General features: G+C 67.2%; 21 protein-coding genes and 1 pseudogene. 11 read left to right on the top strand and 11 right to left on the bottom strand.

Annotated features, from left to right (window positions below; all coding sequences use genetic code 11):
- From AOZ49_RS20365 to AOZ49_RS20350, 4 genes are all read left to right on the top strand, one after another.
- Positions 1–753, top strand: a 753-nt coding sequence (locus tag AOZ49_RS20365; RefSeq protein WP_054477408.1) for a branched-chain amino acid ABC transporter permease, incomplete at its 5' end; no start/stop codon positions are given.
- 1 nt (position 754) lies between these two features.
- Positions 755–1,744, top strand: coding sequence for a branched-chain amino acid ABC transporter permease (locus AOZ49_RS20360; RefSeq protein ID WP_054477404.1), 990 nt, complete (start codon positions 755–757; stop codon positions 1,742–1,744).
- A complete protein-coding gene (locus AOZ49_RS20355; protein WP_054431391.1) occupies positions 1,725–2,447 on the top strand; it encodes an ABC transporter ATP-binding protein in 723 nt (240 codons plus the stop codon). The genes AOZ49_RS20360 and AOZ49_RS20355 overlap by 20 nt, the downstream gene beginning before the upstream one ends.
- A gap of 4 nt (positions 2,448–2,451) precedes the next feature.
- Positions 2,452–3,159, top strand: a complete 708-nt coding sequence (locus tag AOZ49_RS20350) for an ABC transporter ATP-binding protein (RefSeq protein WP_054431392.1) — start codon at positions 2,452–2,454, stop codon at positions 3,157–3,159.
- 96 nt (positions 3,160–3,255) lie between these two features.
- Here AOZ49_RS20350 and AOZ49_RS20345 read toward each other — a convergent pair whose 3' ends face one another.
- The 4 genes from AOZ49_RS20345 to AOZ49_RS20330 form a co-directional block, all read right to left on the bottom strand.
- Positions 3,256–4,326 (bottom strand): porin, encoded by a 1,071-nt coding sequence (locus tag AOZ49_RS20345; protein WP_054477402.1) that lies wholly within the window; start codon positions 4,324–4,326, stop codon positions 3,256–3,258.
- Positions 4,327–4,660: 334 nt separating this feature from the next.
- Positions 4,661–5,962 (bottom strand): TRAP transporter large permease, encoded by a 1,302-nt coding sequence (locus tag AOZ49_RS20340; RefSeq protein ID WP_054477400.1) that lies wholly within the window; start codon positions 5,960–5,962, stop codon positions 4,661–4,663.
- Complete coding sequence (locus AOZ49_RS20335; protein ID WP_054431396.1) at positions 5,955–6,455, bottom strand: TRAP transporter small permease; 501 nt, start codon at positions 6,453–6,455, stop codon at positions 5,955–5,957. The genes AOZ49_RS20340 and AOZ49_RS20335 overlap by 8 nt, the downstream gene beginning before the upstream one ends.
- 7 nt (positions 6,456–6,462) lie before the next feature.
- A complete protein-coding gene (locus AOZ49_RS20330; protein ID WP_049073497.1) occupies positions 6,463–7,437 on the bottom strand; it encodes a TRAP transporter substrate-binding protein in 975 nt (324 codons plus the stop codon).
- 280 nt (positions 7,438–7,717) lie between these two features.
- Between AOZ49_RS20330 and nudC the strand changes: the two genes are divergently transcribed.
- The 3 genes from nudC (at position 7,718) to AOZ49_RS20315 (ending at position 12,910) form a co-directional block, all read left to right on the top strand.
- On the top strand, positions 7,718–8,488 hold the full coding sequence (gene nudC, locus AOZ49_RS20325) for an NAD(+) diphosphatase (RefSeq protein WP_054477398.1): 771 nt from the start codon (positions 7,718–7,720) through the stop codon (positions 8,486–8,488).
- A 203-nt stretch (positions 8,489–8,691) separates the two neighbouring features.
- Positions 8,692–9,201 carry a winged helix DNA-binding protein gene (locus AOZ49_RS20320; protein ID WP_006388202.1) on the top strand — a complete coding sequence of 170 codons (510 nt, stop codon included), beginning with the start codon at positions 8,692–8,694 and terminating at the stop codon, positions 9,199–9,201.
- 85 nt (positions 9,202–9,286) lie between these two features.
- Positions 9,287–12,910 (top strand): hydantoinase B/oxoprolinase family protein, encoded by a 3,624-nt coding sequence (locus AOZ49_RS20315; protein ID WP_054477396.1) that lies wholly within the window; start codon positions 9,287–9,289, stop codon positions 12,908–12,910.
- Between the two features lie 80 nt (positions 12,911–12,990).
- Here the strand turns inward: AOZ49_RS20315 and AOZ49_RS32605 are convergent, their stop codons facing one another.
- Together AOZ49_RS32605 and AOZ49_RS20310 are read right to left on the bottom strand one after the other, a co-directional pair.
- Complete coding sequence (locus AOZ49_RS32605; protein WP_156355693.1) at positions 12,991–13,143, bottom strand: hypothetical protein; 153 nt, start codon at positions 13,141–13,143, stop codon at positions 12,991–12,993.
- Between the two features lie 166 nt (positions 13,144–13,309).
- Positions 13,310–14,352 (bottom strand): annotated as a pseudogene (locus AOZ49_RS20310) (C45 family autoproteolytic acyltransferase/hydolase).
- Between the two features lie 165 nt (positions 14,353–14,517).
- Here AOZ49_RS20310 and glnH point away from each other — a divergent pair.
- The 3 genes from glnH (at position 14,518) to glnQ (ending at position 16,818) form a co-directional block, all read left to right on the top strand.
- Complete coding sequence (gene glnH, locus AOZ49_RS20305; RefSeq protein ID WP_054431400.1) at positions 14,518–15,270, top strand: glutamine ABC transporter substrate-binding protein GlnH; 753 nt, start codon at positions 14,518–14,520, stop codon at positions 15,268–15,270.
- Positions 15,271–15,436: 166 nt separating this feature from the next.
- On the top strand, positions 15,437–16,093 hold the full coding sequence (gene glnP / locus AOZ49_RS20300) for a glutamine ABC transporter permease GlnP (protein ID WP_035360348.1): 657 nt from the start codon (positions 15,437–15,439) through the stop codon (positions 16,091–16,093).
- Positions 16,090–16,818 carry a glutamine ABC transporter ATP-binding protein GlnQ gene (glnQ, locus tag AOZ49_RS20295; protein WP_054431401.1) on the top strand — a complete coding sequence of 243 codons (729 nt, stop codon included), beginning with the start codon at positions 16,090–16,092 and terminating at the stop codon, positions 16,816–16,818. The genes glnP and glnQ overlap by 4 nt, the downstream gene beginning before the upstream one ends.
- A 135-nt stretch (positions 16,819–16,953) precedes the next feature.
- On the opposite strand, the gene AOZ49_RS20290 is transcribed toward glnQ, so the two are convergent.
- From AOZ49_RS20290 to AOZ49_RS20270, 5 genes are all read right to left on the bottom strand, one after another.
- Positions 16,954–19,248 (bottom strand): RelA/SpoT family protein, encoded by a 2,295-nt coding sequence (locus tag AOZ49_RS20290; RefSeq protein ID WP_006394759.1) that lies wholly within the window; start codon positions 19,246–19,248, stop codon positions 16,954–16,956.
- A 21-nt stretch (positions 19,249–19,269) separates the two neighbouring features.
- Complete coding sequence (gene rpoZ / locus AOZ49_RS20285; protein ID WP_006394760.1) at positions 19,270–19,473, bottom strand: DNA-directed RNA polymerase subunit omega; 204 nt, start codon at positions 19,471–19,473, stop codon at positions 19,270–19,272.
- Positions 19,474–19,519: 46 nt separating this feature from the next.
- Complete coding sequence (gene gmk / locus AOZ49_RS20280; protein WP_076413045.1) at positions 19,520–20,152, bottom strand: guanylate kinase; 633 nt, start codon at positions 20,150–20,152, stop codon at positions 19,520–19,522.
- 84 nt (positions 20,153–20,236) lie between these two features.
- Positions 20,237–21,169, bottom strand: coding sequence for a c-type cytochrome (locus tag AOZ49_RS20275; RefSeq protein WP_054477395.1), 933 nt, complete (start codon positions 21,167–21,169; stop codon positions 20,237–20,239).
- Positions 21,166–21,888 (bottom strand): c-type cytochrome, encoded by a 723-nt coding sequence (locus AOZ49_RS20270; protein WP_054431403.1) that lies wholly within the window; start codon positions 21,886–21,888, stop codon positions 21,166–21,168. Before AOZ49_RS20270 ends, AOZ49_RS20275 begins: the two co-directional genes overlap by 4 nt.
- 64 nt (positions 21,889–21,952) lie before the next feature.
- Here AOZ49_RS20270 and AOZ49_RS32600 point away from each other — a divergent pair, with 64 nt between their 5' ends.
- The gene (locus AOZ49_RS32600; RefSeq protein WP_156355692.1) at positions 21,953–22,207 is read left to right on the top strand and encodes a hypothetical protein; all 255 of its coding nucleotides are present in this window, start codon (positions 21,953–21,955) and stop codon (positions 22,205–22,207) included.
- Positions 22,208–22,218: the final 11 nt, after the last annotated feature.

The following is a 22,218-nucleotide window of genomic DNA, read 5'->3' as shown; positions in this document are numbered from 1 at the left end:
TTCGCCCATGGCGAATTCCTGATGCTCGGCATGTATGCCGCCTATTGGCTATACACCCTGGGTCATATCGACCCCACGCTGTCGGCCCCCCTGGTCGCCATCGTGCTCGCCTTCGTCGGTTTCCTCACTTATGCGCTGATCATCAAGCGCCTGCAGAAAGGTCCCGCCATGGCGGTGATCCTGGCCACCTTCGGCCTGGGCCTGGTGCTGCGGCAACTGGCGTTCATCGCTTTCAGCCCCGACTACCGCAGCCTGCCCGACACCCTGGTGTCCGGCAGCGTCACGGTGGCGGGCATCTCGCTGGGCCGCCCGCAGGTGGTGACCGGCCTGATCGCGCTGGTGGTGGTGGCCGCGCTGTTCGTGCTGGTGTACCGCACGCGCTGGGGCCACGCCCTGCAGGCGGTGGCCGAAGACCGCCAGGTGGCGGCGCTGGTCGGCATTTCGCCCGACCGCGTCAACGCCCAGGTCTGGATGCTGGGCAGCGCCGCCGTCGGCCTGGCCGGCGCGCTGCTGACCACATTCTTCTACGTGTTCCCCTCGGTGGGCACGGTATTCGGCCTGCTGGCCTTCGTGGCGGTCTGCATGGGCGGCTTCGGCTCGCTGCCGGGCGCCTTCATCGCCGGCATCCTGATCGGGATCATCGAGGCCATGACGGGCTACTTCGTGGCGCCCGCGCTGAAGACGGTCAGCGTCTTCATCCTCTTCATCCTGGCTCTCTGGTATCGGCCGCGCGGCCTGTTCGGGCGGTGGTGACATGACGACGACACAGAAAAAGGACGGCGCGGCCTCGGGCGTGCCGAAATGGCCGGTGGCCGTGGCCCTGGCGGCGGCGGTGCTGCTGGCGCTGGTGCCGCTGGTGGTGACCGACTCGTTCACCCTGCAGGTGCTGCTGCTGGCCATCATGTTCGGCGCGCTCGGCGCGTGCTGGAATCTGGTGGGCGGCTTTCTCGGCCGCATCTCGTTCGGCCACGCCGTGTTCGTGGGCGTGGGCGGCTACACCACCTTGCTGCTGCTGCATCACCTGAAGCTGACGCCGCTGCTCGGCATTCCGCTGGGCGGCCTGATCAGCGCGGCGCTGGCCTGGCTGGTGGGCGGGCCGACGCTGCGCCTGTCCGGCCACTATTTCGCCATGGCCACCATCGCGCTGCTGCAGATCGGGCTGCTGCTGATGATCAACTGGGACTGGGCCGGCGGCGCCGTCGGGCTGGAGGCGCCGATCGGCGACGCCGCCTGGATGCTGCTGTTCCGCAGCAAGGTGCCGTACTACTGGATCGCGGTGGGGCTGGCGTTCCTGACCTTCTGCGCCACGTACTTCCTGGTGCATTCCAAGACCGGCTTCTATTGGCGCGCCATCAACGGCGACGAGGCCGCCTCGCGCAGCCTGGGGGTGCCGGCGGATCGCTACAAGATGCTGGCGTTCGTGATGTCGGCCGGCATGACCGGCGTCTGGGGCGGCTTCTTCGCCATGTACGTGGGCTTCATCGATCCGGAGTCCATGTTCAGCCTGACGATGTCGGTGCAGGTGGTGCTGGTCGCCATCCTGGGCGGCGTGGGCACGCTGGTCGGCCCGTGGCTGGGCGCGGCGGTGCTGCTGCCGCTGTCGGAAGGCACGCGGGTGCTGTGGGGCAGTTCGGGCCTGGGCCTGGACCTGCTGATTTTCGGGTTGGCGATTCTGCTCGTCACCTTGTTCCTGCCAGGCGGTCTGGTGACATTGAGGAGGCGCCGTGGCTCTGCTCGACGTTAAGAACCTGACCAAGCGCTTCGGCGGCCTGGTCGCCAACAAGGACATTTCGCTGTCGGTGGACGCGGGCGAGATCGTCGCCATCATCGGTCCCAACGGCGCCGGCAAGAGCACCCTGTTCAACGGCCTGGTGGGCCATCACGAGCCGACCTCGGGCACGGTGGCGTTCGCCGGCGAGTCCATGATCGGCCGGCGGCCCGAGCAGGTCGCGGCCATGGGCCTGGTGCGCACCTACCAGATCCCGCGCAGCTTCGGCCAGATGACGGTGCTGGAGAACGCCATGGTCGGCGCGCTGCTGCGCCATCCGCGCCTGCCCGACGCGCGCCGCGCCTCGGCGCGGGTGCTGGAGCTGGTGGGACTGGCCGATCGCGCCGACACGCTGGCGGCCGAACTGAACGTGGCGGGGCAGAAGCGGGTCGAGCTGGCGCGCGCGCTGGCGACCGAGCCGCGCATGCTGCTGCTGGACGAAGTGGCTGGCGGCCTCAATCCGGCCGAGGCCATCGCGCTGGCCGAGATCCTGCGCGGCATCCACGCCGCCGGGGTCACGCTGATCATCGTCGAGCACGTGCTGGAAGTCGTGATGCGGCTGGCGCAACGGGTGCTGGTGTTGAACTTTGGCCAGATGATCGCGGAAGGGGCGCCCCAGGATATCGTGCGCCATCCCGCCGTGATCGAGGCTTATCTGGGGAGGAAGCACCGTGCCTGATGTGATGTTGAAGGTCGACAACCTGAGCGTGGCCTACGGCGGCGTGCAGGCCGTGCGCGACGTGTCGCTGGAAGTGCGCCAGGGGGAAATCGCCGCGCTGCTGGGCGCCAACGGCGCCGGCAAATCCAGCACGCTGCTGGCCATCATCGGTTCGGTCAAGCCCAGGGAAGGGCGGGTCGTCTTCGAAGGGCGCGACATCACCGGAACGCCGCCGGACCAGCTGGTCAAGCAGGGCATCGCGATGATTCCGGAAGGCGCGCGGGTGTTCGCGCGCCAGCCGGTCGAGCAGAACCTGCGGCTGGGGGCGTACACCGTGCGCGACGAACGCGTCTACCAGGAGCGGCTGGACAAGGTCTACGCGCTGTTTCCGCGCCTGAAAGAGCGCCGGGAGCAGCTCGCCGGCACCATGTCCGGCGGCGAACGGCAGATGCTGGCGATCGGCCGCGCCCTGATGAGCGGGCCGCGGCTGCTGCTGATCGACGAGCCCAGCCTGGGCCTGTCGCCGCTGCTGGTCGAGCAGGTATTCGACGCCCTGGCCGCGTTGAACCGCGACGACGGCCTGTCGGTGCTGCTGGTCGAGCAGAATATGACGCAGGCGCTGGAAGTGGCGTCGCGCGCCTACGTCATGCAGAGCGCGCGCATTGCGCTGTCGGGCGACGCCGCCGAGCTGGCGGCGTCGGACGAGGTGCGCAAGGCGTATCTGGGCATGTAGCGGGACCGCTTCCGGTAACGGCAAAGAAAAAGCCCGTCGCTCGCGCGACGGGCTTTTTGATATGCGGCCGGGGGCGGGCCGTAAGTCGCGAAGGACTTAGAAGATGTGGCGCATGCCCAGGCCGGCGCCGATCTGGCTGGTGCGGCCGGCGATTTCGCCGGTGACCGCGTCGCGGACCTTGTTGTAATCCACGGTGCCGTACACCTGGGTACGCTTGGACAGCGAGTACTCGGCCACGGCCACCAGGGCGTAGCGCTTGCCCTTGTCGCCGTCCACGACCACGTTCTTGCTCTGGTCGTAGTAGGCGGCGCCGGTGATGGCCCAGCGCGGGGTGGCCTGCCAGGTCACGCCGGCGAAGTAGCCGTTGTCCTTGCGGTCCAGGTTGGCGGTGGTGGTGCCACCCATGACGGCGTTGACCCAGCCGGTCTGATCGCGGCCGTTGAAGTAGCCGGCGAAGATCTTGGCGCTTTCGAACTGGTACGAGGCGCTCAGGTTCCACACTTGCTGACGCAGGTCGGAGTCGTTGGCGCCGAAGGTCTTCTGGAAGGCGCCGCCCAGGCCGAGCTGGCCGACCGTGTAGCGCAGGCTGATGCCCATCTGTTGGCCGGCGGCGCGGTCCGACCACTTGTCGCCGTTGGCCCATTGGGCCGCCACGGCCAGGTCGCCCAGCGTGTTCGAGTAGCGGAACGCGTTGTTGGTGCGCACGCGGCCCATGGCGGCGGGCAGCCACGAGTTTTCGTTGTAGTTACCGACCGTCAGCGGGTCGAAGTAATCGGCCATCAGGTCCTGGATCACCGTGTTCTGCAGACCCAGGGTCAGCGCGCCGATCTTGCCGCCATCCAGGCCGACGTAGGCCAGGCGGTTGAAGGTCTTGCTGGTGTCGGAGGCTTTGCCGTTCTGGACGTTGAAGCCTTGCTCCAGGCGGAAGAAGGCGCGGTTGCCGTCGCCCAGGTCTTCCGAGCCGCGCAGGCCCCAGCGGCTGTTCGAGATGGCGCCGTTGGCCATGGCGATGCGACTGCCATCTTGGCCGGTTTGACCGTCGCTGGTGTTGACGTAGCGGATGCTGACGTCGGCGATACCGTAGAGGGTGACGCTGGTTTCAGCGGAGGCGGCGCCGGCGGCCAGGCCGAGACCGGCTGCGGCGAGCGAGAGGGTGATGCGTTTCACGAAGGCTTCTCCTAATGTTTCTGTTCTTGGCATAAACCGGGCTTTTGGCTCGGCTGGATGCGCCTGGCGGTTCGCCTGGAGCGGGGCCGCTGCACCGACGCCAGGGTTGGCGCGGGTCCGGAGCATTGGCCCTGATTGCGTCCATGCGTCATCTTGGTGCGCACTGGAACGCCACGGGGATTCTAAAAAAGTTACGGCTTGTGTAGTGCGTTTATCTTTTTCGCGTTTTCCCTGGGTTTACAGAACGGCAAAAAAAGCGATTGTTGAAACAATCAGGCGATTGTTCCAAAAAAAACCCCGTTGCGAGAACGGGGTTTCGGGGGGCGCTACGCGATCACAGCGTCATGTGCAGCGGCAGCCACGTGGCGATGCCGGGCACCACGTACAACAGCAGCACGGCCAGGATCATCAGGAAGAACATCGGCAGCGAGGCGCGCGCGATGTAGGGCAGTTCCCGTCCGCTCATGCCCGACAGCACGAACAGATTGAAGCCCACCGGCGGCGTGATCTGTGCCATTTCCACAACGAAAACGATGAAGATGCCGAACCAGATCAGGTCGATGCCGGCGGCCTGCACGGTCGGCAGCAGCACGCCCATGGTCAGCACCACGATGGAGATGCCGTCCAGGAAGCAGCCCAGGATGATGAAGAACACCATCAGCGCCATGATCAGCCAGAACTGCGACAGGCCCAGGCCGCCGATCCATTCGGCCAGCGCCCGCGGCAGGCCGATGTAGCCCATCGCCAGCGTCAGGAACTGCGCGCCCGCCAGGATCAGGGCGATCATGCAGTACAGCCGGGTGGCGCCCAGCAGCGATTGCATGAAGGTGGCACGGTTCAGCGAGCCCTGCAGGCCGGACAGGATCAGCGCGCCGACCACGCCGACCGCCGCGGCTTCGGTGGCCGTGGCGATGCCGGTGTAGATCGAGCCCGGCACCGCGCCGATCAGCAGCATCACCGGGATCAGGTGGCGCGAACGCGACAGCTTCTCCTTGAAGGTCAGGCCGGGATCGGCCGCCGGCACTTCATCGGGGTTGCGGATCGCCCACCAGGCGATGTAGCCCATGAACAGCAGCGCCAGCAGGATGCCCGGCACGATGCCCGCGATGAACAGCTTGGCGATCGACACGTCCGCCGCCACGCCATAGACGATCATGATGATCGACGGCGGGATCAGCAGCCCCAGCGTGCCGGCGCCCGACAGCGTGCCCAGGATCTTGGCCTCGGGGTAGCCGCGGCGCGTCAGTTCGGGGATGGTCATCTTGCCGACGGTGGCGCAGGTGGCCGCCGACGAGCCCGACACCGCCGCGAAGATGGCGCAGCCGATGACGTTGGTGTGCAGCAGCCGGCCGGGCAGCCGGTTCAGCCACGGCGCCAGGCCCTTGAACAGGTCCTCCGACAGGCGGGTGCGGAACAGGATCTCGCCCATCCACAGGAACAGGGGCAGGGCGGTCAGCGTCCAGCTCGACGAGGCGCCCCAGATGGTGACGGCCATGGCGTCGCCGGCCGGCCGGCTGGAGAAGATCTCCATGCCGATCCAGGCGGTGCCCGCCAGCGTCAGGCCGACCCAGACGCCGCATCCCAGGAACGCGAAGATCGAGACGACCAGCAGGGTAATGACGAGAAGTTCATTCATGGGTTTGCTGCGAGGTGGCGGCGGCCAGGCCGCGAGAACGGCGAACCAGCTCATCGAGCAGGGCGACCAGGAACAGGACCGTGCCCACGGCCATGCTGAGCTGCGGAATCCACAGCGGCGTGGCGTCGTTGGACGTGGACATGTCGTTGAACTGCCAGGAGTCGTAGGCCAGCTTGACGCTGAAGAAGGCGAAGGCGGCGGCCATCAGGCAGCCGATCCCGAGCGCGAAGATATCCAGGCGGCGGCTGGCGGCCGGCGACAGCGCGTTCAAGACCAGCGTCACGCGGATGTGCTCGCCATGCTTGAAGGTGCTGGCCAGCGCCAGGAAACCGGCCGCGGCCATGAAATACCCGGCATAGGCGTCGGTGCCGGGAATGTTCAGGCCGAGCTGGCGCGCGACGATCGCGGCCAGCACCGCCACCAATACACCGATTGTGCACAGGCCGGCCAGCAGGCCGGCCGCGCCGTAAAGTCCATCCAGAAAGCGGCGCATGGTCGTATCACTGCTTCCGGTAGGCGTCGATCATGGCCTGGCCGTCGGCGCCGGCCTTCTTGAGCCAGTCATCCAGCATGCGCTTGCCGATCACCGACAGGCCTTCCTTGAGCTCGACCGTGGGCTTGATCGTCTCCATGCCGTTCTTGGCCAGCTCTTCCTGGTACCACTTGTTCTTTTCCTGCGACAGCTTCCAGCCGCGTTCCTCGGCCTGCGCGCCGGCCTTCTTCAGCGCTTCCTGGGTCGCCGGGTCGAGCGCGTCGAACGCCTTCTTGTTGACGATCACGGCGTTCTTGGGCAGCCAGGCCTGGGTGTCGTAGAACTTCTTGATGTACTCGTAGGTCTTGGTGTCGTAGCCGGTGGAGGCCGACGACATGTACGAGTCGATCACGCCGGTGGCCAGGGCCTGCGACAGTTCGGCCTGCTGCACCGTCACCGGCTGGGCGCCGACCAGTTCGGCGATCTTGGCGGTCACCGGGCTGTAGGCGCGCCACTTCAGGCCCTTCATGTCGCTGATCTGCTTGATGTCCTTGTTGGCGAAGATGCCCTGGGGCGGCCAGGCCACCGCGTACAGCAGCGTCATGCCCTGCGAATTCAGCTTCTTTTCCAGGAACGGCTTCTGCGCCTGGTACAGCTTGAACGAGGCGTCGTAGCCGGTGGCCAGGAAGGGCAGGCCGTCCAGTTCGTAGATCGGGTCTTCGTTGGCGAAGTTGGTCAGCAGGATCTCGCCGATCTGGGCCTGGTTGCCTTGCACCGCGCGCTTGATCTCGGGCGCCTTGTACAGCGAGGCGTTGTTGTGCAGCGTGATCTTGAGCTTGCCTTCCGACAGCGTGTCGACATCCTTGATGAAGGTCGTCAGGTTTTCGACGTGGAAGTTGCTGGCGGGGTAGGCGCTGGGCAGGTCCCACTTGGTCTGGGCCTGGGCACCGGCGCTGAATGCCACGATAAGGCTGCCGGTCAACAGCGAGAGCTTCTTGAACATGATGGTCCTTCTTTGCGAATGGGGAGTGCGGGGCGGGGCCCGGTGGGCATTGCGAAAAAAGAGCGCGGCGCGGCATGACGCCTAGCTGAAAAGCCGTGCCATTCTATGTTGCCAATTGGTCACAAAGTGCCTGTAAATGCGCGTTTACGGGTAATTCCTAGGCTGGCGCGCGCCGGATACTTGAAGATTGAACGAGTGTGCCCACGGGCCGGACGATATCTTGCGGCAAGGCTTTTTTCTTCTAAGATCTCGTCATCACAGTCGTGTCGCAGAGGGTCGTGTGAATTTCGTTTTTCGTCGTGACGAGTTGCTGGTCGAGGAAGCCACCAGCGTATTGCCGGACCTGGACGCCTGTGTGCGCGCCGGGCTTGGGGCCGATGCCTTGCAGCCGGTCTGGGCCGCGCCGGAATCGCCGGCCCGCGCCGCGCATGTCGAGCCGGGCATCGAGGCGCCGCACGGCTACGCCTTCAAGAAGCTGCGGTCCCTGTTCGGCGTGCTCGGCGAAGAGCGCATGGCGCTGGCCGGCCGCGCCTATCAGATCGCCGAATGGGCCCGCACCCATCGTTTCTGCGGCGCCTGCGGCACCGCCACCACCCGCGTCAGCGGCGAGTTCTGCCAGCGCTGCCCGGCCTGCGGCTTCTCGGCCTATCCGCGCATATCGCCGGCCATGATGGTGCTGATCCGCAAGGGCGACAGCATCCTGCTGGCGCGCCACACCGCCAACGCCACCGGGCGCTACACGGCGCTGGCCGGTTTCGTCGAGCCGGGCGAAAGCATCGAGCAGACGGTGCATCGCGAGGTGCTGGAAGAGGTCGGCCTGAAGGTCGGCAACCTGAAGTACTTCGGCAGCCAGTCGTGGCCGTTCCCGCATTCGCTGATGGTGGCCTACACCGCCGAATACGTGTCCGGCGACATCCGCGTGCAGGAAGACGAGATCGCCCATGCGCAATGGTTCGGCCCGGGCGACCCGATGCCCGAGATCGCGGCGCGCATCTCCATCGCCGGTTCGCTGATCCGCGCGCACCTGCCGGCGGGCTGGGACGCGCCGTAGCGTCCAGGCTTGGGGCAGGCGTCTGTCTGGACGTCTGCCGCGAACGCCCTGGCGCGCCCGGGGCGGGGCCTGCGAACCTGGCCGGTGTGACTAGGGTATTCCCTCGAAACGAGGGTTTTTTTGTGTCCCTGATTTATTTTTTATTGATGAAATATAGATAAATTATTAGTATTTCGCGCAGATAAACTTGTTGCGCAGCCGTTATGACCTCCACGCTGATCGCCTCGTCGGCCCACCTGGCCGGAGGCAGCGCGCCCGATCTGTCCGAAGTCGAATTCGGCCTGATGATCGCCAGCCACGCCTTTGACCGCTGGACCGTGCGCTGCATGGCCGCGGCGGGCCTGCCCGACCTGACGCCCACCGACGTCATGGTGTTCCACCATGTGTTCCATCGCCAGCGCCCCAAGAAGCTGGCCGACATCTGCTTCACGCTCAATGTCGAAGACACGCACATCGTCAATTACGCGCTGAAAAAGCTCGACCGCCTGGGCGTGGTCAAGGGCGAGCGCGCCAGCAAGGAAGTGTTCTACAGCGTCACGCCCGAGGGCGCGGCCATCATCAAGCGCTACGGCGAAATCCGCGAGCAATGCCTGACCGCCGGCCTCGATGCGCCGGGCGGGGGCGGCCTGGAATTCAGCCGCCAGCTGGCGCACACGCTGCGCGCCCTGTCCGGCCTGTACGACCAGGCCGCGCGCGCCGCGACCTCCCTGTAACCGATACGCGGGGCCACGCCCCGTACCACAACCCGCACGCCGCGGCCGGCAGCGCCGTGGCGGCTTCTTGTACCCGAGGATGAATATGAAGTGGCAATTCTGGATTGATCGTGGGGGCACCTTCACCGACATCGTGGCGCGCCGCCCCGACGGCACCACCACCACCGCGAAGATGCTGTCGGAGAACCCCGAGCAGTACCGCGACGCGGCGGTGGCGGGCATCCGCAAGCTGCTGGGCATCGCGCCCGGCCAGCCGGTGCCGGCCGAGCAGGTCGAATGCGTCAAGATGGGCACCACCGTCGCCACCAACGCGCTGCTCGAGCGCAAGGGCGAACGCACGCTGCTGGTGACCACCCGCGGCTTCCGCGATGGCCTGCGCATCGCCTACCAGAACCGTCCGCGCCTGTTCGACCGCAACGTGCTGCTGCCGGAAATGCTCTACGAGGCCGTGGTCGAGGCCGACGAGCGCGTCGCCGCCGACGGCGAAGTGATCCGCGACCTGGACGAAGCGGCGCTGCGCCGCGACATGCAGGCGGCCTACGACAGCGGCATCCGCACGGTCGCCATCGTCTTCATGCACGCCTGGCACGCCACCGCTCACGAACAGCGCGCCGCCCGCATCGCGCGCGAGATCGGCTTCACCCAGGTGTCGGCCTCGCACGAGGTCAGCCCGCTGATCAAGTACGTCTCGCGCGGCGACACCACGGTGGTCGACGCCTACCTGTCGCCCATCCTCAAGCGCTACGTCGACCAGGTGGCCAGTGAGCTGCCCGGCATCCGCCTGATGTTCATGCAATCGAGCGGCGGCCTGACCGACGCGCACCGCTTCCGCGGCAAGGACGCCATCCTGTCCGGCCCGGCCGGCGGCATCGTCGGCATGGTGCGCACCAGCGAGCAGGCCGGCTTCGACAAGGTCATCGGCTTCGACATGGGCGGCACCTCCACCGACGTGTCGCACTACGCCGGCGAATTCGAACGCGAATTCGAGACCCTGGTGGCCGGCGTGCGCATGCGCGCGCCGATGATGAGCATCCACACGGTCGCGGCCGGCGGCGGCTCGATCCTGCATTTCGACGGCGCGCGCCTGCGCGTCGGCCCGGATTCGGCCGGCGCCAACCCCGGCCCCGCCTGCTACCGCCGCGGCGGCCCGCTGGCCGTGACCGACTGCAACGTGCTGCTCGGCAAGATCCAGCCTGATTTCTTCCCAAAGGTGTTCGGCCCCGATGCCGACGAAGCGCTGGACCGCGACGCCGTCGTGCAGCGTTTCGAAGCCATGGCCGACGAGGTCCGCGCCGCCACCGGCCGTGACATGACGCCGGAACAACTGGCCGAGGGCTTCCTCGAAATCGCCGTCGGCAACATGGCCGAAGCGATCAAGCGCATCTCGGTGCAGCGCGGCCACGACGTCACCGAATATGCGCTGACCGTGTTCGGCGGCGCCGGCGGCCAGCACGCCTGCCTGGTGGCCGACGCGCTCGGCATGACCACCGTGTTCGCGCACCCGCTGGGCGGCGTGCTGTCGGCCTACGGCATGGGTCTGGCGGACCAGACCGACATGCGCCAGAAGACCGTCGAAAAGGTGCTCGACGCCGCGCTGATGGCCGAGCTGCAAGGCGAGCTGGACGCGCTGGCCGAGCAGGCCGTGGACGAACTGCGCCGCCAGCGCGTGGCCGACAGCGACATCCAGGTGCAGCGCCGCCTGCACCTGAAGTACCGCGGCACCGACACCGCGCTGGACGTGGCCTATGCCACCCTGGAGCAGGCGCGCGCGGATTTCGAGGCGGCCTACCGCCAGCGCTATTCGTTCCTCATGCCCAACCGCGAACTGGTGGTGGAGACCATCTCGGTGGAAGCCACCGGCGGCGGCGAGCGCGTCACCGAGACGCCCGCCTCGCGCAGCCGCGACGGCGCGCTGGCGCCGCGCCGCGCGGTGCGCATGTACAGCGGCGGCGCCTGGCGCGACACCCCGTTGTACGTGCGTGAAGACATGGCCGGCGGCGACATGGTGGCGGGTCCCGCCATCATCTCCGAGCCGAACCAGACCACCGTGGTCGAACCCGGCTGGCAGGCCGAGCTGACGCAGCAGGACCACTTCGTGATCCGCCGCGTCGAGGCCCGTCCGCAGCGCCGCGCCGTCGGCACCCAGGCCGACCCGGTGATGCTGGAGGTGTTCAACAACCTGTTCATGTCGATCGCCGAGCAGATGGGCTACCGCCTGCAGAACACGGCATACTCGGTCAACATCAAGGAACGCCTGGACTTCTCCTGCGCCATCTTCGATGCCAAGGCCCGCCTGATCGCCAACGCGCCGCACATGCCGGTGCACCTGGGCTCCATGGGCGAGTCGGTGCGCACCGTCATGAACGCCAATGCCGGCCGCATGCAGCCGGGCGACGCCTACGTGGTCAACGACCCGTACCACGGCGGCACCCACCTGCCGGACGTCACGGTGATCACGCCGGTGTTCGACCGCAAGGGCGGCGAGATCCTGTTCTACGTCGGCTCGCGCGGCCACCACGCCGACATCGGCGGCACCACGCCGGGCTCGATGCCGCCGGACTCGAAGACGGTCGAAGACGAAGGCGTGCTGTTCACCAACTTCCAGCTGGTCAAGGGCGGCGAGTTCCACGAACAGGCCGCGCGCGACATCCTCGGTTCGGGCCGCTGGCCGGCGCGCAATCCGGACCAGAACATCGCCGACATGCACGCGCAGATCGCCGCCAACGAAAAGGGCGTGCAGGAACTGCTGCGCATGTGCGATCACTTCGGGCTGGACGTGGTGCGGGCCTACATGGGCCACGTGCAGGACAACGCCGAAGAGGCGGTGCGCCGCGTGATCTCGGTGCTCAAGGACGGCAGCTACGAGTATCCGCTGGACAACGGCGCGGTCATCCGCGTCGCGGTGCGGGTCGACAACCAGGCGCGCAGCGCCGTGGTCGACTTCACCGGCACGTCGGACCAGCTGGACAACAACTTCAACGCCCCGGGCGCCATCGCCGTGGCCGCGGTGCTGTACGTGTTCCGCACCCTGGTCAACGACGACATCCCGCTGAACGACGGCTGCCTCGTGCCGCTGTCCATCATCCTGCCGGAAGGCTCGATGCTGCGTCCGAACCCGCCGGCCTCGGTGGTGGCGGGCAACGTCGAGACGTCCATGTGCATCGTCAACGCGCTGTACGGCGCGCTCGGCGTGCTGGCCGCCAGCCAGGGCACCATGAACAACTTCACCTTCGGCAACGCGCGCCACCAGTATTACGAGACCATCTCGGGCGGCACCGGCGCGGGGCCCGTGCGCATCGACGCCGCCGGTCCGGCCGATGAAGGCTTCCCCGGCACCTCGGTGGTGCAGGCGCACATGACCAACTCGCGCCTCACCGACCCCGAAGTGCTGGAGTTCCGCTTCCCGGTGCGGCTCGAATCGTACGAGATCCGCCACGGTTCGGGCGGCGCGGGGCGCTATGCCGGCGGCAACGGCGGCGTGCGCCGCATCCGCTTCCTGGAAGACATGACCGCCGCGATCCTGTCCAACAACCGCCTGCACGCGCCGTTCGGCCTGGCCGGCGGCGAACCGGGCGCGATGGGCCGCAACTACGTCGAACGCATCGACGGCTCGGTCGAGGAACTCGGTCCGCAGGACAGCGCCCAGCTGCATCCGGGCGACGTGTTCGTGGTCGAAACGCCGGGAGGCGGGGGCTACGGCGCCCGTTGAGTCGGCGGCATGAGGGCGGGGCGATCCGGGATGGTCATCACGGGTCGCCCCGTTTGCGTTGGGGCCATGGGATTGGGTTCTCAGGCGAAAAGCCAATGTCGAATTGCCGCGATCGCCACGAGGATGAGAGCGATCACGATCGCCACGATTTGAACCAGGTCAATCATGAAGGCGACCGTGCCCGGATCGTGCCACGGTATCGAACGCAAGTAGTTGAGTATTCTGCCGCGCATGAGACTCTCAAAAAATTGAGTCTCATTCTATGCAGCGCCGCCCCATTTCCAGTTGGCGATTGATCCGAGATTGTCGGTGGCGCGTATGGTTCGAGTCCTGATCGATGTGCGGGTGTGTCGATCAATGTGAACGCCGGGCCGTCCGCACGGGACGATTCGCGCCCCGTCACTCCGGATCGTTCATCACATCCAGCACGATCTCCGCCTTGGCCTTGCGGTCATAGACCCGCAACGTCACCTCGCCATCGCCGATCTCGAAGATCGCGGTGGCGAGCGTGTTTTCGCCATCCGGGTCCGCGGCATCGGTGCGCAGGATCGGCAAATCGCCTTCGGTATCGTGCAGCGCCGCCAGCAGGTCGGCGCCCGTGGTGGCGGGGGACCAGGTGTCGACGATGCCCTCGATGCGGCGCTGGCGGTCGCGTGACGAGTCGGTGATGATCTGCGATTGCCCCCGGCTGGCCTGGTGCACCATATGGTTGGCGTGGCCATACCGGGTGCCGATTTCCTGCGCCGAGGCGGTGCCCGGTGTCGCTTCGACACTGAAAATGCGCGCGTCGGCCGCCGATCCCAGCGTATGGTGAAAGCCCCCCCCGCCCGCGGGGTGTCGCGCAGCAGCGCCACCGCCTCGTCCAGCGTGGCGCAGTCGAGCACCGCGCGGGCCAGCAGCATGCGCGGCACGCCGGCATGGCGTTGCCGGGTGCGCAGGTTGTTGATGGTCTGCACCAGGCCGGCGCGGTTGGCGCCGAAGGTATGGCCGGGCAGCGAGCCCGGATAGTAGAAACTCAGGTAGCCCGGCGCGTCCTCCAGCGCCACGTCGACCAGGTGGCAGCGGCCGTAAAGGTAGGGGTCGCCGTCCTCGTTGTGGCCGATCCAGCGGGTGCCGTCCGCCGCTTTCAGCGCCACCGAGGTGCAGCCGTCGCCGCTGCCGCTGCTGTGCAGAAGGTCGCCGCGGCAATTCCACAACAGCACGTCGGCCAGCGGCATGTCCAGCCCCTCGGCCAGCCCCTCCAGTTCGTCCCACAGGGCGGGCAGGGCGGTCCGGGCCTGTTCGCCCAGCTCGTCCAGGTACGGGTGGCCGCGCCAGGGGCGCAGCGCCTTCCAGGTGGCGCTCTGGTCCAGGTAGGTCGCCATCAGCGGACGGGCCAGCTTGCCCAGCGCCGCGCCGACCTGGCGCCGGTTGCCGGCGATGCGTACATACTTGTAGGGCATGGGGATTCTCCGGGGTGTCATGCGGATTGTAATTTTTCTAAGCTCTCTGCGGTGGGGACGGATGCGTTAACATGCCCCGTAAGTTGCTCCGGCGATCCCGGCGTGGCCCGCGCATCATGTTCCAACTAAAACCCGGGTGCTATCGGCCCCCAAGAGGAGAGTTTCATGATTAAACGTAAAGTCGCCGCCGCCTTGGTCGGCCTGTCCGTGGCCATGTTTGGCGCCGCCTCCGGCGCCTACGCCCAAGGCAAGGAATTGGTGGTGGCCACCGATACCGCTTTCGTGCCGTTCGAGTTCAAGCAAGGCAACACCTACACCGGCTTCGACGTCGACCTGTGGGCCGCCATCGCCAAGGAATTGAACGTCAAGTACAAGCTGCAGCCGATGGACTTCAACGGCATCATCCCTGGCCTGCAGACCAAGAACATCGACGTCGCGCTGGCCGGCATCACCATCCGTGACGACCGCAAGAAGGTGATCGACTTCTCCGATCCCTACTACGAAAGCGGCCTGGCCATCCTGGTCGGCGACAAGAACACCGACATCAAGGACGCCAAGTCGCTGGCCGGCAAGACCGTCGCGGTCAAGACCGGCACCGCCACCGTGGACTTCCTGAAGGCCCAGGTGCCGGACGCCAAGCTCAAGCTGTTCCCCAACATCGACAACGCCTACCTGGAACTGGCCACCGGCCGGGTCGACGCCGCCGTGCACGACACGCCCAACGTCCAGTACTACGCCAACACGGCCGGCAAGGGCCGCGTCAAGGTGGTCGGCTCGGTCAAGAGCGGCGACTTCTACGGCATCGCCTTCCCCAAGGGCAGCGAACTGGTGCCGCAGGTCAACAAGGCCCTGGCCACGCTCAAGTCCAACGGCCAGTACGACGCCATCTACGAGAAGTGGTTCGGCAAGAAGCCCTGAGCTTCCCTGTCGGATTGATGTTGCATTTCGGGGCCGCCCGGCAGTCTGGGGCCCCGGCGCTTCGCTCCGGCGACGCCGGGCCCGGGACGGGGCGGCCCCGGGTCGCTTGCGCCGCCGGGCGTTCCCGCCGTGATGCGGCGCGCTGGCGCGCCATTGAGGGGTAATCGTGGATTTTGACTGGAATGTAGTGATGGATGCGCTGCCCAACCTGTGGGTGGGCACGCAGATGACCATCAAGATCACTTTCTGGGGCCTGTTCGGCGGGTTCCTGCTGGGCGCGCTCTCCGGCGTGACCCGAGCCTACGGGCATCCGATCCTGTCGGGCATCGCCCAGGTGTACGTCGCGGTGATCCGCGGCACGCCGATCGTGGTGCAGGTGATGTTCATTTATTTCGCCTTGCCGCTGCTGGCGAACATCCGGGTGGACGCCGAGTGGGCGGCCATCGTCACGCTCATCATCAACTCGGGCGCCTATATCTCCGAGATCGTGCGCGGCTCGCTGCTATCGGTGCACAAGGGCCTGAAGGAAGCCGGGCAGGCGATGGGCCTGCCGTTCCACAAGATCCTGTTCCACATCATCGGGCCGGTGGCGTTCCGCCGCATGATTCCGCCGCTGGGCAACCAGTGCATCATCAGCCTGAAGGATTCGTCGCTGTTCATCGTGATCGGCGTCGCGGAACTGACCCGCCAGGGCCAGGAAATCATGGCCAGCAACTTCCGCGCGGTCGAGATCTGGTCGGCGATCGCCATCGTCTACCTGATCCTGACGGGCACGATGGCGCTGATCCTGCACCTGGTGGAAAAAAGGATGCGCATACTATGAGCATGGTTGAATTTCATGACGTCACCAAGACGTTCGGCGAGTCCACCGTCCTGAATGGCATCTCGCTCAATATCGATGCGGGCGAAGTGGTCGTGGTGGTGGGGCCGTCCGGTTCCGGCAAGTCCACCTTCCTGCGCTGCATCAACGTGCTTGAGACGATCAATGGCGGCGACCTGCTCGTTGACGGCCTGAGCGTGCATGGCGGCGCGGCGCAGGTGCGCGAGATCCGCCGCGAGGCCGGCATGGTGTTCCAGCAGTTCAATCTGTTCCCGCAGATGACCGCGCTGCAGAACGTCATGTTCGGGCCGGTGCACACGCGCGGCCAGAGCCGCGACGAGGCGCGCGAACTGGCCGAGCAGTTGCTGCGCAAGGTCGGGCTGGGCGAGCGCATGAACCACTACCCGTCCGAGCTGTCGGGCGGCCAGCAGCAGCGCGTGGCGATCGCCCGCGCGCTGGCGATCAAGCCCAAGCTGATGCTGTTCGACGAGCCGACCTCGGCGCTCGACCCGGAACTGCGCCACGAGGTGCTGAAGGTGATGCGCGACCTGGCCGAGGAGGGCATGACCATGGTGGTGGTCACGCACGAAATGGAGTTCGCGCGCAAGGTCGGCAGCCGCCTGATCTTCATCGACGCAGGCAAGATCGCGCACGACGGTCCGCCGGCCGAGCTGCTGGACAATCCGCCCAGCCAGCGCCTGAAGGACTTCCTGCAGCACGTGGCCTGAGCGCGGATCGCCCCACGCTTCAAAGGCCGCAATGAGAACGCCCCCAAGCGGGATGTCACGGATCCGGCTCCGCCGGTCCGTAGACATGCCCCCTTGAGGGGGAAGCGCGCAGCGCTTCGGGGGTGGGCTCCCCCTTCAGCCTTTCACGCGCACGATCTTCTGCACTTGCGGCACGTGGCGGATGGCGCGGATCACCTGCGCCAGGTGCTTGCGGCTATCGACCTGGATGGTCAGGTGCAGCGACACGGTCGAGACCGCGTCATCGTGCATCGTCACATGCATGATGTTGGCGTCGGCCGCCGTGACTTCGGCGGCCAGCCGGCCCAGCACGCCACGCTCGTTGCGGGTGACGATGTCCAGGCGCGTGGCCAGGTGCTTGGCGGTGTGGGCGTCCCAGGCGACGTTGATCCAGCGTTCCGGTTCGCGCAGGCGCTGGCGCATGGCCACCGGGCAGTCGGCGGTGTGCACCACCAGGCCGTGGCCCATGCGCATGCCGGCGATGATCGGGTCGCCGGGCAGCGGGCCGCAGCACGGCGCCAGCTGCACCGCCTGGCCTTCGTTGCCCTGGATCAGGATCGGGGCGCTGCGGGCCGAGGTCAGCTCGTCCACCGCCGCGGCGGTGGTGGCCACCAGTTGGTGCTCGGGCGCGAAGCGGCGCGCCACCACGGCGGCCAGGCGCTTGCCCAGGCCGATGTCGGCCAGGATTTCCTCGCGCGAGCTGGCGCCGGTGCTGCGCGCCAGCTTCTGCCAGGCCGGATCGTCGGTGGCCGGCAGCGGCATATGCAGCTCTTGCAGGGCCTGGCCCAGCAGGCGCTCGCCGAAGGCCACCGATTCCTCGTACTTGACGGTGCGCAGGTAGTGGCGGATCTCGGAGCGGGCGCGGCCGGTGCGCACGTAGTTGAGCCATTGCGCGTTCGGGCGCGAGGCGGGCGAGGTGACGATTTCCACCGTGTCGCCGCTGTTCAGTTCCGTGCGCAGCGGCACGAACTCGCCGTTGACCTTGGCCGCCACCGCCTGGTTGCCGATGTCGGTATGGATGGCATAGGCGAAGTCCACCGGCGTCGCGCCGCGCGGCAGCGAGATGATCTTGCCGCGCGGGGTGAAGACGTAGACGGCGTCCGGGAACAGATCGACCTTGACGTGTTCGAGGAACTCGCCCGAATCGCCGGTCTGGCTCTGGATGTCCAGCAGCGATTGCAGCCACTGGTGGGTGCGTTTCTGCAGGTCGTTGAGCGTCAGGTCGGCGCCCTTGTACAGCCAGTGCGAGGCCACGCCTTCCTCGGCCACGTGATGCATGTCGCGGGTGCGGAACTGGAATTCCACCGGCGTGCCGTAGGGGCCCACCAGCGTCGTGTGCAGCGACTGGTAGCCGTTGACCTTGGGGATCGCGATGTAGTCCTTGAACTTGCCGGGCACCGGCCGGTACAGCTGGTGCAGCGTGCCCAGCGCCAGGTAGCACTCGGGCAGCGTGTGGACGATGACGCGAAAGCCATAGATATCGAGCACGTCGGAGAACGACTTCTTCTGGTCGACCATCTTGCGGTAGATGCCGAACAGCGTCTTCTCGCGGCCGGTGACCTCGGCCTCGATGCCGGCGGCCGGCAGGGCGGCGCGCACCGAATCGGCGATCTTGCCGATCACCTCGCGGCGGTTGCCGCGCGCGGCCAGCACGGCCTTGTACAGCACCTGATAGCGGTTCGGGTACATGGCCGCGAAGCACAGGTCCTGCAGTTCGCGGAACAGCAGGTTCAGGCCCAGCCGGTGGGCGATGGGCGCGTAGATGTCCAGCGTTTCGCGGGCGATGCGGCGGCGCTTCTCGGGGTTGACCGCGTCCAGCGTGCGCATGTTGTGCAGGCGGTCGGCCAGCTTGATGAGGATGACGCGCACGTCGCGCGCCATCGCCAGCAGCATCTTGCGGAAACTCTCGGCCTGCTGCTCGGCCTTGGTGGCGAAGTCCAGGCGGTCCAGCTTGGACAGGCCATCGACCAGCTCGGCGACTTCAGGGCCGAATTTCTCGGCCAGCTCGTGCTTGGCGATGCCCTGGTCTTCCATCACGTCGTGCAGCAGGGCGGCGGACAACGCGTTCGCGTCGAGCTTCCAGCCCGCGCAGATTTCCGTGACGGCGATGGGGTGCGAGATGTAGGGCGAACCGCTGGCGCGGAACTGGCCCAGGTGCGCCTGATCGGCGAAGCGGTAGGCTTCGCGGACGCGTTCTACATCTTTCTTGTCGAGATAGCTGCCGATGATTTCGGTCAGCGGTGCCAGCGAGGCGACCGGCGAGGCGGTCGCATCCGCCGCTTCTTGCGCGGCGACGGAGGCTGGCGTGGGGGAATTCTTGTCTTTCTTGCCGGTGCGGCGCCCGAGACGGGAGCCGGCACGGAGCGCGGCAAGCAGACCAGATGAAGCGTACTTCAGCCCGGGAAAAGCCATGCTTGCCGCCCCCGGAGAAGATCAGGTGGGAACTTTACGCAGCATTTCCGCGCCGGTGAGGCCGCCCGCGATTTCGCGCAGGGCCGTGACGGTGGGCTTGTCTTTGCTGTCCAGGCGCGGGGCATGGCCTTGCGCCAGCTCGCGGGCGCGGTAGGTGGCGGCCAGCGTGAGCTTGAAACGGTTGGGGATCTGATTCAGACAGTCTTCGACGGTAATGCGAGCCATTAGGACACCTGGTGCTGATGGTGGATAGGGAGAATGCGGATTCGTTTCAGTGGGCTGCCGGGATGCCGAGTTGCGCGAACAATTCGGCGTGGCGGGCGGCCTGAGACGAAAAACGCAGCCGAGCGGCGCTGACGATTTGAGTCAGTTCCGACAAGGCTACGCTAAATTCTTGATTAATAATAACATATTCGCATTCAGGCGCGTGCGCGATTTCGCCGCCCGCGGCCATCAGCCGGCGCGCGATCACCTGCGGCGCATCCTGGCCGCGCGCCTTGAGCCGGCTTTCGAGTTCCTCGATGGACGGCGGCAGCACGAAGATGCCGATCGCGCCGGGAAAACGCTGGCGCACCTGGCGCGCGCCCTGCCAGTCGATCTCCAGCAGCACGTCGCGGCCTTCGCGGGTGGCTTCGTCGATGCGGTCGCGTGGCGTGCCGTAGAAATTGCCATGCACCTCGGCCCATTCCAGCAGCCGCTGCTCGTCGCGCAGCTGCTTGAATTCGTCGATGCCGATGAAGCGGTATTCGCGGCCGTCTTCCTCGCCGGGGCGGGGCGCACGGGTGGTGCAGGAGACGGACAGGAGAATGGACGGGTCTTGCTGCAGCAAGGCCTTGACCAGGCTGGATTTGCCGGCGCCGCTGGGGGCGACGACCATGAAAACATTGCCGGAAGTGGCGTGCATGAATGTGACGAGCGTGTGATGCCGAGACCCGAAGGATAGCAAATCGCGCGGCGCGGCAGGGGGAAAACCCGCCGCGCCGCGCCGTCAGCGGGCTGCCGCCTGCGTCAGCTTGCCGCCCGGCGCGGGCGAATCGCTGCCGAGCAGGTGGCCGTTGACCTCGATGCCGTACAGCGAATCGTCGGAGTCGTGGTACTTGGCGCGGGTCTTGGCGACCGATTCGGTGTAGCGCGGATCCTGCGGCCGTTCATGCGCGTTCATGAAATACGCCACGTCCCAGGCCTCCTGGTCGCTCAGCATTCCCGCTTGGCCCAGCGGCATGTTGGCCTTGATGAAGCCGGCGGCGTTGCCGATCTGGTGCATGCCGGCGCCCCAGTTGAAGGAATCCGGCCCCCACAGCGCCGGGAACACCCAGTGCTCGCCGTTCTTCTGTCCCTTGCCCTCGGCGCCGTGGCAGACGGCGCAGTACTGGGCGTAGACCTCGCTGCCGCGCACGTAGTCGGCCTTCTGCGCCGGCGCCGGCAGCTTCAGGTAGCCCTGGCCCTTGAGGGCCACGCCGGTGGGCGCCTTGCTGGCCAGCCAGAACATGTAGGTCTGCAGCGCGGTCAGCACCGGATCGTCGGCGGCCGGCGGCTTGCCGTTCATGCTGAAGCGGAAACAGCCCTGCAGGCGCTCGGCCAGCGTGTTGACGTGGCCGTTCTTGGCCCGGTAGGCCGGATACAGCACGTAGGCCGCCCACATCGGCGCGGAATCGGGCCGGCGGCCGGCGTCCAGGTGGCAGCTGGCGCAGTTCAGGTCGTTGCCGACGAACTTGCTGGCGTTCTGCGGCGTGTGCAGGAAGATCTGCTCGCCCTGGCGCACGATCTTGCCGAATTCGGTGTCGGGCAGCGATGCGGCGCTGGGCGGCGTGAATGCGGGGCGCGCGTCGGCGGCGGCGGCCGTCGCGGTCGACATCAGCGCGCCGGCGCCCACGGCGGCCAGCAGCAACAGGCGGGCGAAGCGGTGGCGGATCGGATTCATGGCTTGGCTCCCGCGGCGGTGTTGGCTTGCGCGGCAAGCAGGTCGGCGGCCTTGGGCAGGCCGGCGTAATAGGCGGACACGGCGTCGATCTCGGCGTCGGTCAGGCGGGTGGCGACGGCCGGCATCAGGCCCAGCGGGCCGGGCGGGCGCTGGCCCTGGCGCCAGGCGCGCAACTGGCCGGCGATGTAGGCCGCGGGCTGGCCGGCCAGGCTGGGGAAGTTGGCGCCGACGCCGATGCCGCCGGGGCCGTGGCACTGGTTGCAGGCGGGGACGTTCTTGTCCCAGGCGCCGCGCGTGGCGAGCCAGGCGCCGGTGTCGTCCGGCTTGGCCAGTTGCCGCGCGGTGGCGGCCAGCCGGTCGATGTTCAGCGGCGCGGGCAGGGCGGCGTAGTACTGGGCCACGGCCTGGCGCTGGGCCGGATCCAGCGCCTTGGCGGTGGCCGCCATCACCGGGCTGACGCGCGAGCCGTTGGCCATCGCCTCGAGCTGCTCGGCCAGGTAGGCGGCGCCCAGGCCGGCCAGGTGCGGGAAGCCGGCGGCGGGGTTGCCTTCCCCCTGGGCGCCGTGACAGGTCATACAGGCGGGCGCGCCATTGGCGCCCTGGGTGCTGATCTGGCGGCCGTCGGGGGCGGCGAGCGCCGCGCCGGGCAGGGCGGCGAGTCCGCTGGCGCCAAGGGCCAGCACGCCTGCCCAACGGCGGAGTTGGGGCTGTAACGCCATGGGTATCTCCGGGTTTATTGGAATTTTGGTAATAAGTTAATTTCCCAAAATTATATGGAAATTTGTGACAGCGCAAAGCATTGATCGCGCCTTGCGCGCCATCGGCGGCGGCGGACGGGGTTTGTCCGGACGCAATGGGCGGCAAGGGGCGTTGTTCGATGTCGCGTCCGCCGCCATCGTTTTCCGCCGCGCGGCGCGGTTGCCGGACGTCGATCGCCTGGCGCGCGGGGTGTGGCGCGGGGCCGTGCCGATGACCGCGGCCTGGGGCGGGCGGCGCGCGCGAACGATGGAACGTTCGCTTGCAGCATCGCCAGAATGATTCGGGTAGCA

The organism is Achromobacter sp. 2789STDY5608615, assembly GCF_001298995.1.
Lineage (GTDB): Bacteria > Pseudomonadota > Gammaproteobacteria > Burkholderiales > Burkholderiaceae_B > Achromobacter > Achromobacter insuavis.
Note: the sequence above shows the minus strand (reverse complement) of the source record. Positions and strands in the feature narration are given on the sequence as shown.

What these genes read in the sequence shown, in the direction of transcription:
- AOZ49_RS20360 (WP_054477404.1), top strand. Translation starts at nt 755, where the DNA reads ATGACGACGACACAGAAAAAGGACGGCGCGGCCTCGGGCGTGCCGAAA.
- AOZ49_RS20350 (WP_054431392.1), top strand. Translation starts at nt 2,452, where the DNA reads ATGTTGAAGGTCGACAACCTGAGCGTGGCCTACGGCGGCGTGCAGGCC.
- AOZ49_RS20340 (WP_054477400.1), bottom strand. Translation starts at nt 5,962, where the DNA reads ATGAATGAACTTCTCGTCATTACCCTGCTGGTCGTCTCGATCTTCGCG.
- AOZ49_RS20335 (WP_054431396.1), bottom strand. Translation starts at nt 6,455, where the DNA reads ATGCGCCGCTTTCTGGATGGACTTTACGGCGCGGCCGGCCTGCTGGCC.
- AOZ49_RS20330 (WP_049073497.1), bottom strand. Translation starts at nt 7,437, where the DNA reads ATGTTCAAGAAGCTCTCGCTGTTGACCGGCAGCCTTATCGTGGCATTC.
- AOZ49_RS20320 (WP_006388202.1), top strand. Translation starts at nt 8,692, where the DNA reads ATGACCTCCACGCTGATCGCCTCGTCGGCCCACCTGGCCGGAGGCAGC.
- AOZ49_RS20315 (WP_054477396.1), top strand. Translation starts at nt 9,287, where the DNA reads ATGAAGTGGCAATTCTGGATTGATCGTGGGGGCACCTTCACCGACATC.
- AOZ49_RS32605 (WP_156355693.1), bottom strand. Translation starts at nt 13,143, where the DNA reads ATGCGCGGCAGAATACTCAACTACTTGCGTTCGATACCGTGGCACGAT.
- glnH (WP_054431400.1), top strand. Translation starts at nt 14,518, where the DNA reads ATGATTAAACGTAAAGTCGCCGCCGCCTTGGTCGGCCTGTCCGTGGCC.
- glnQ (WP_054431401.1), top strand. Translation starts at nt 16,090, where the DNA reads ATGAGCATGGTTGAATTTCATGACGTCACCAAGACGTTCGGCGAGTCC.
- AOZ49_RS20290 (WP_006394759.1), bottom strand. Translation starts at nt 19,248, where the DNA reads ATGGCTTTTCCCGGGCTGAAGTACGCTTCATCTGGTCTGCTTGCCGCG.
- rpoZ (WP_006394760.1), bottom strand. Translation starts at nt 19,473, where the DNA reads ATGGCTCGCATTACCGTCGAAGACTGTCTGAATCAGATCCCCAACCGT.
- gmk (WP_076413045.1), bottom strand. Translation starts at nt 20,152, where the DNA reads ATGCACGCCACTTCCGGCAATGTTTTCATGGTCGTCGCCCCCAGCGGC.
- AOZ49_RS20275 (WP_054477395.1), bottom strand. Translation starts at nt 21,169, where the DNA reads ATGAATCCGATCCGCCACCGCTTCGCCCGCCTGTTGCTGCTGGCCGCC.
- AOZ49_RS20270 (WP_054431403.1), bottom strand. Translation starts at nt 21,888, where the DNA reads ATGGCGTTACAGCCCCAACTCCGCCGTTGGGCAGGCGTGCTGGCCCTT.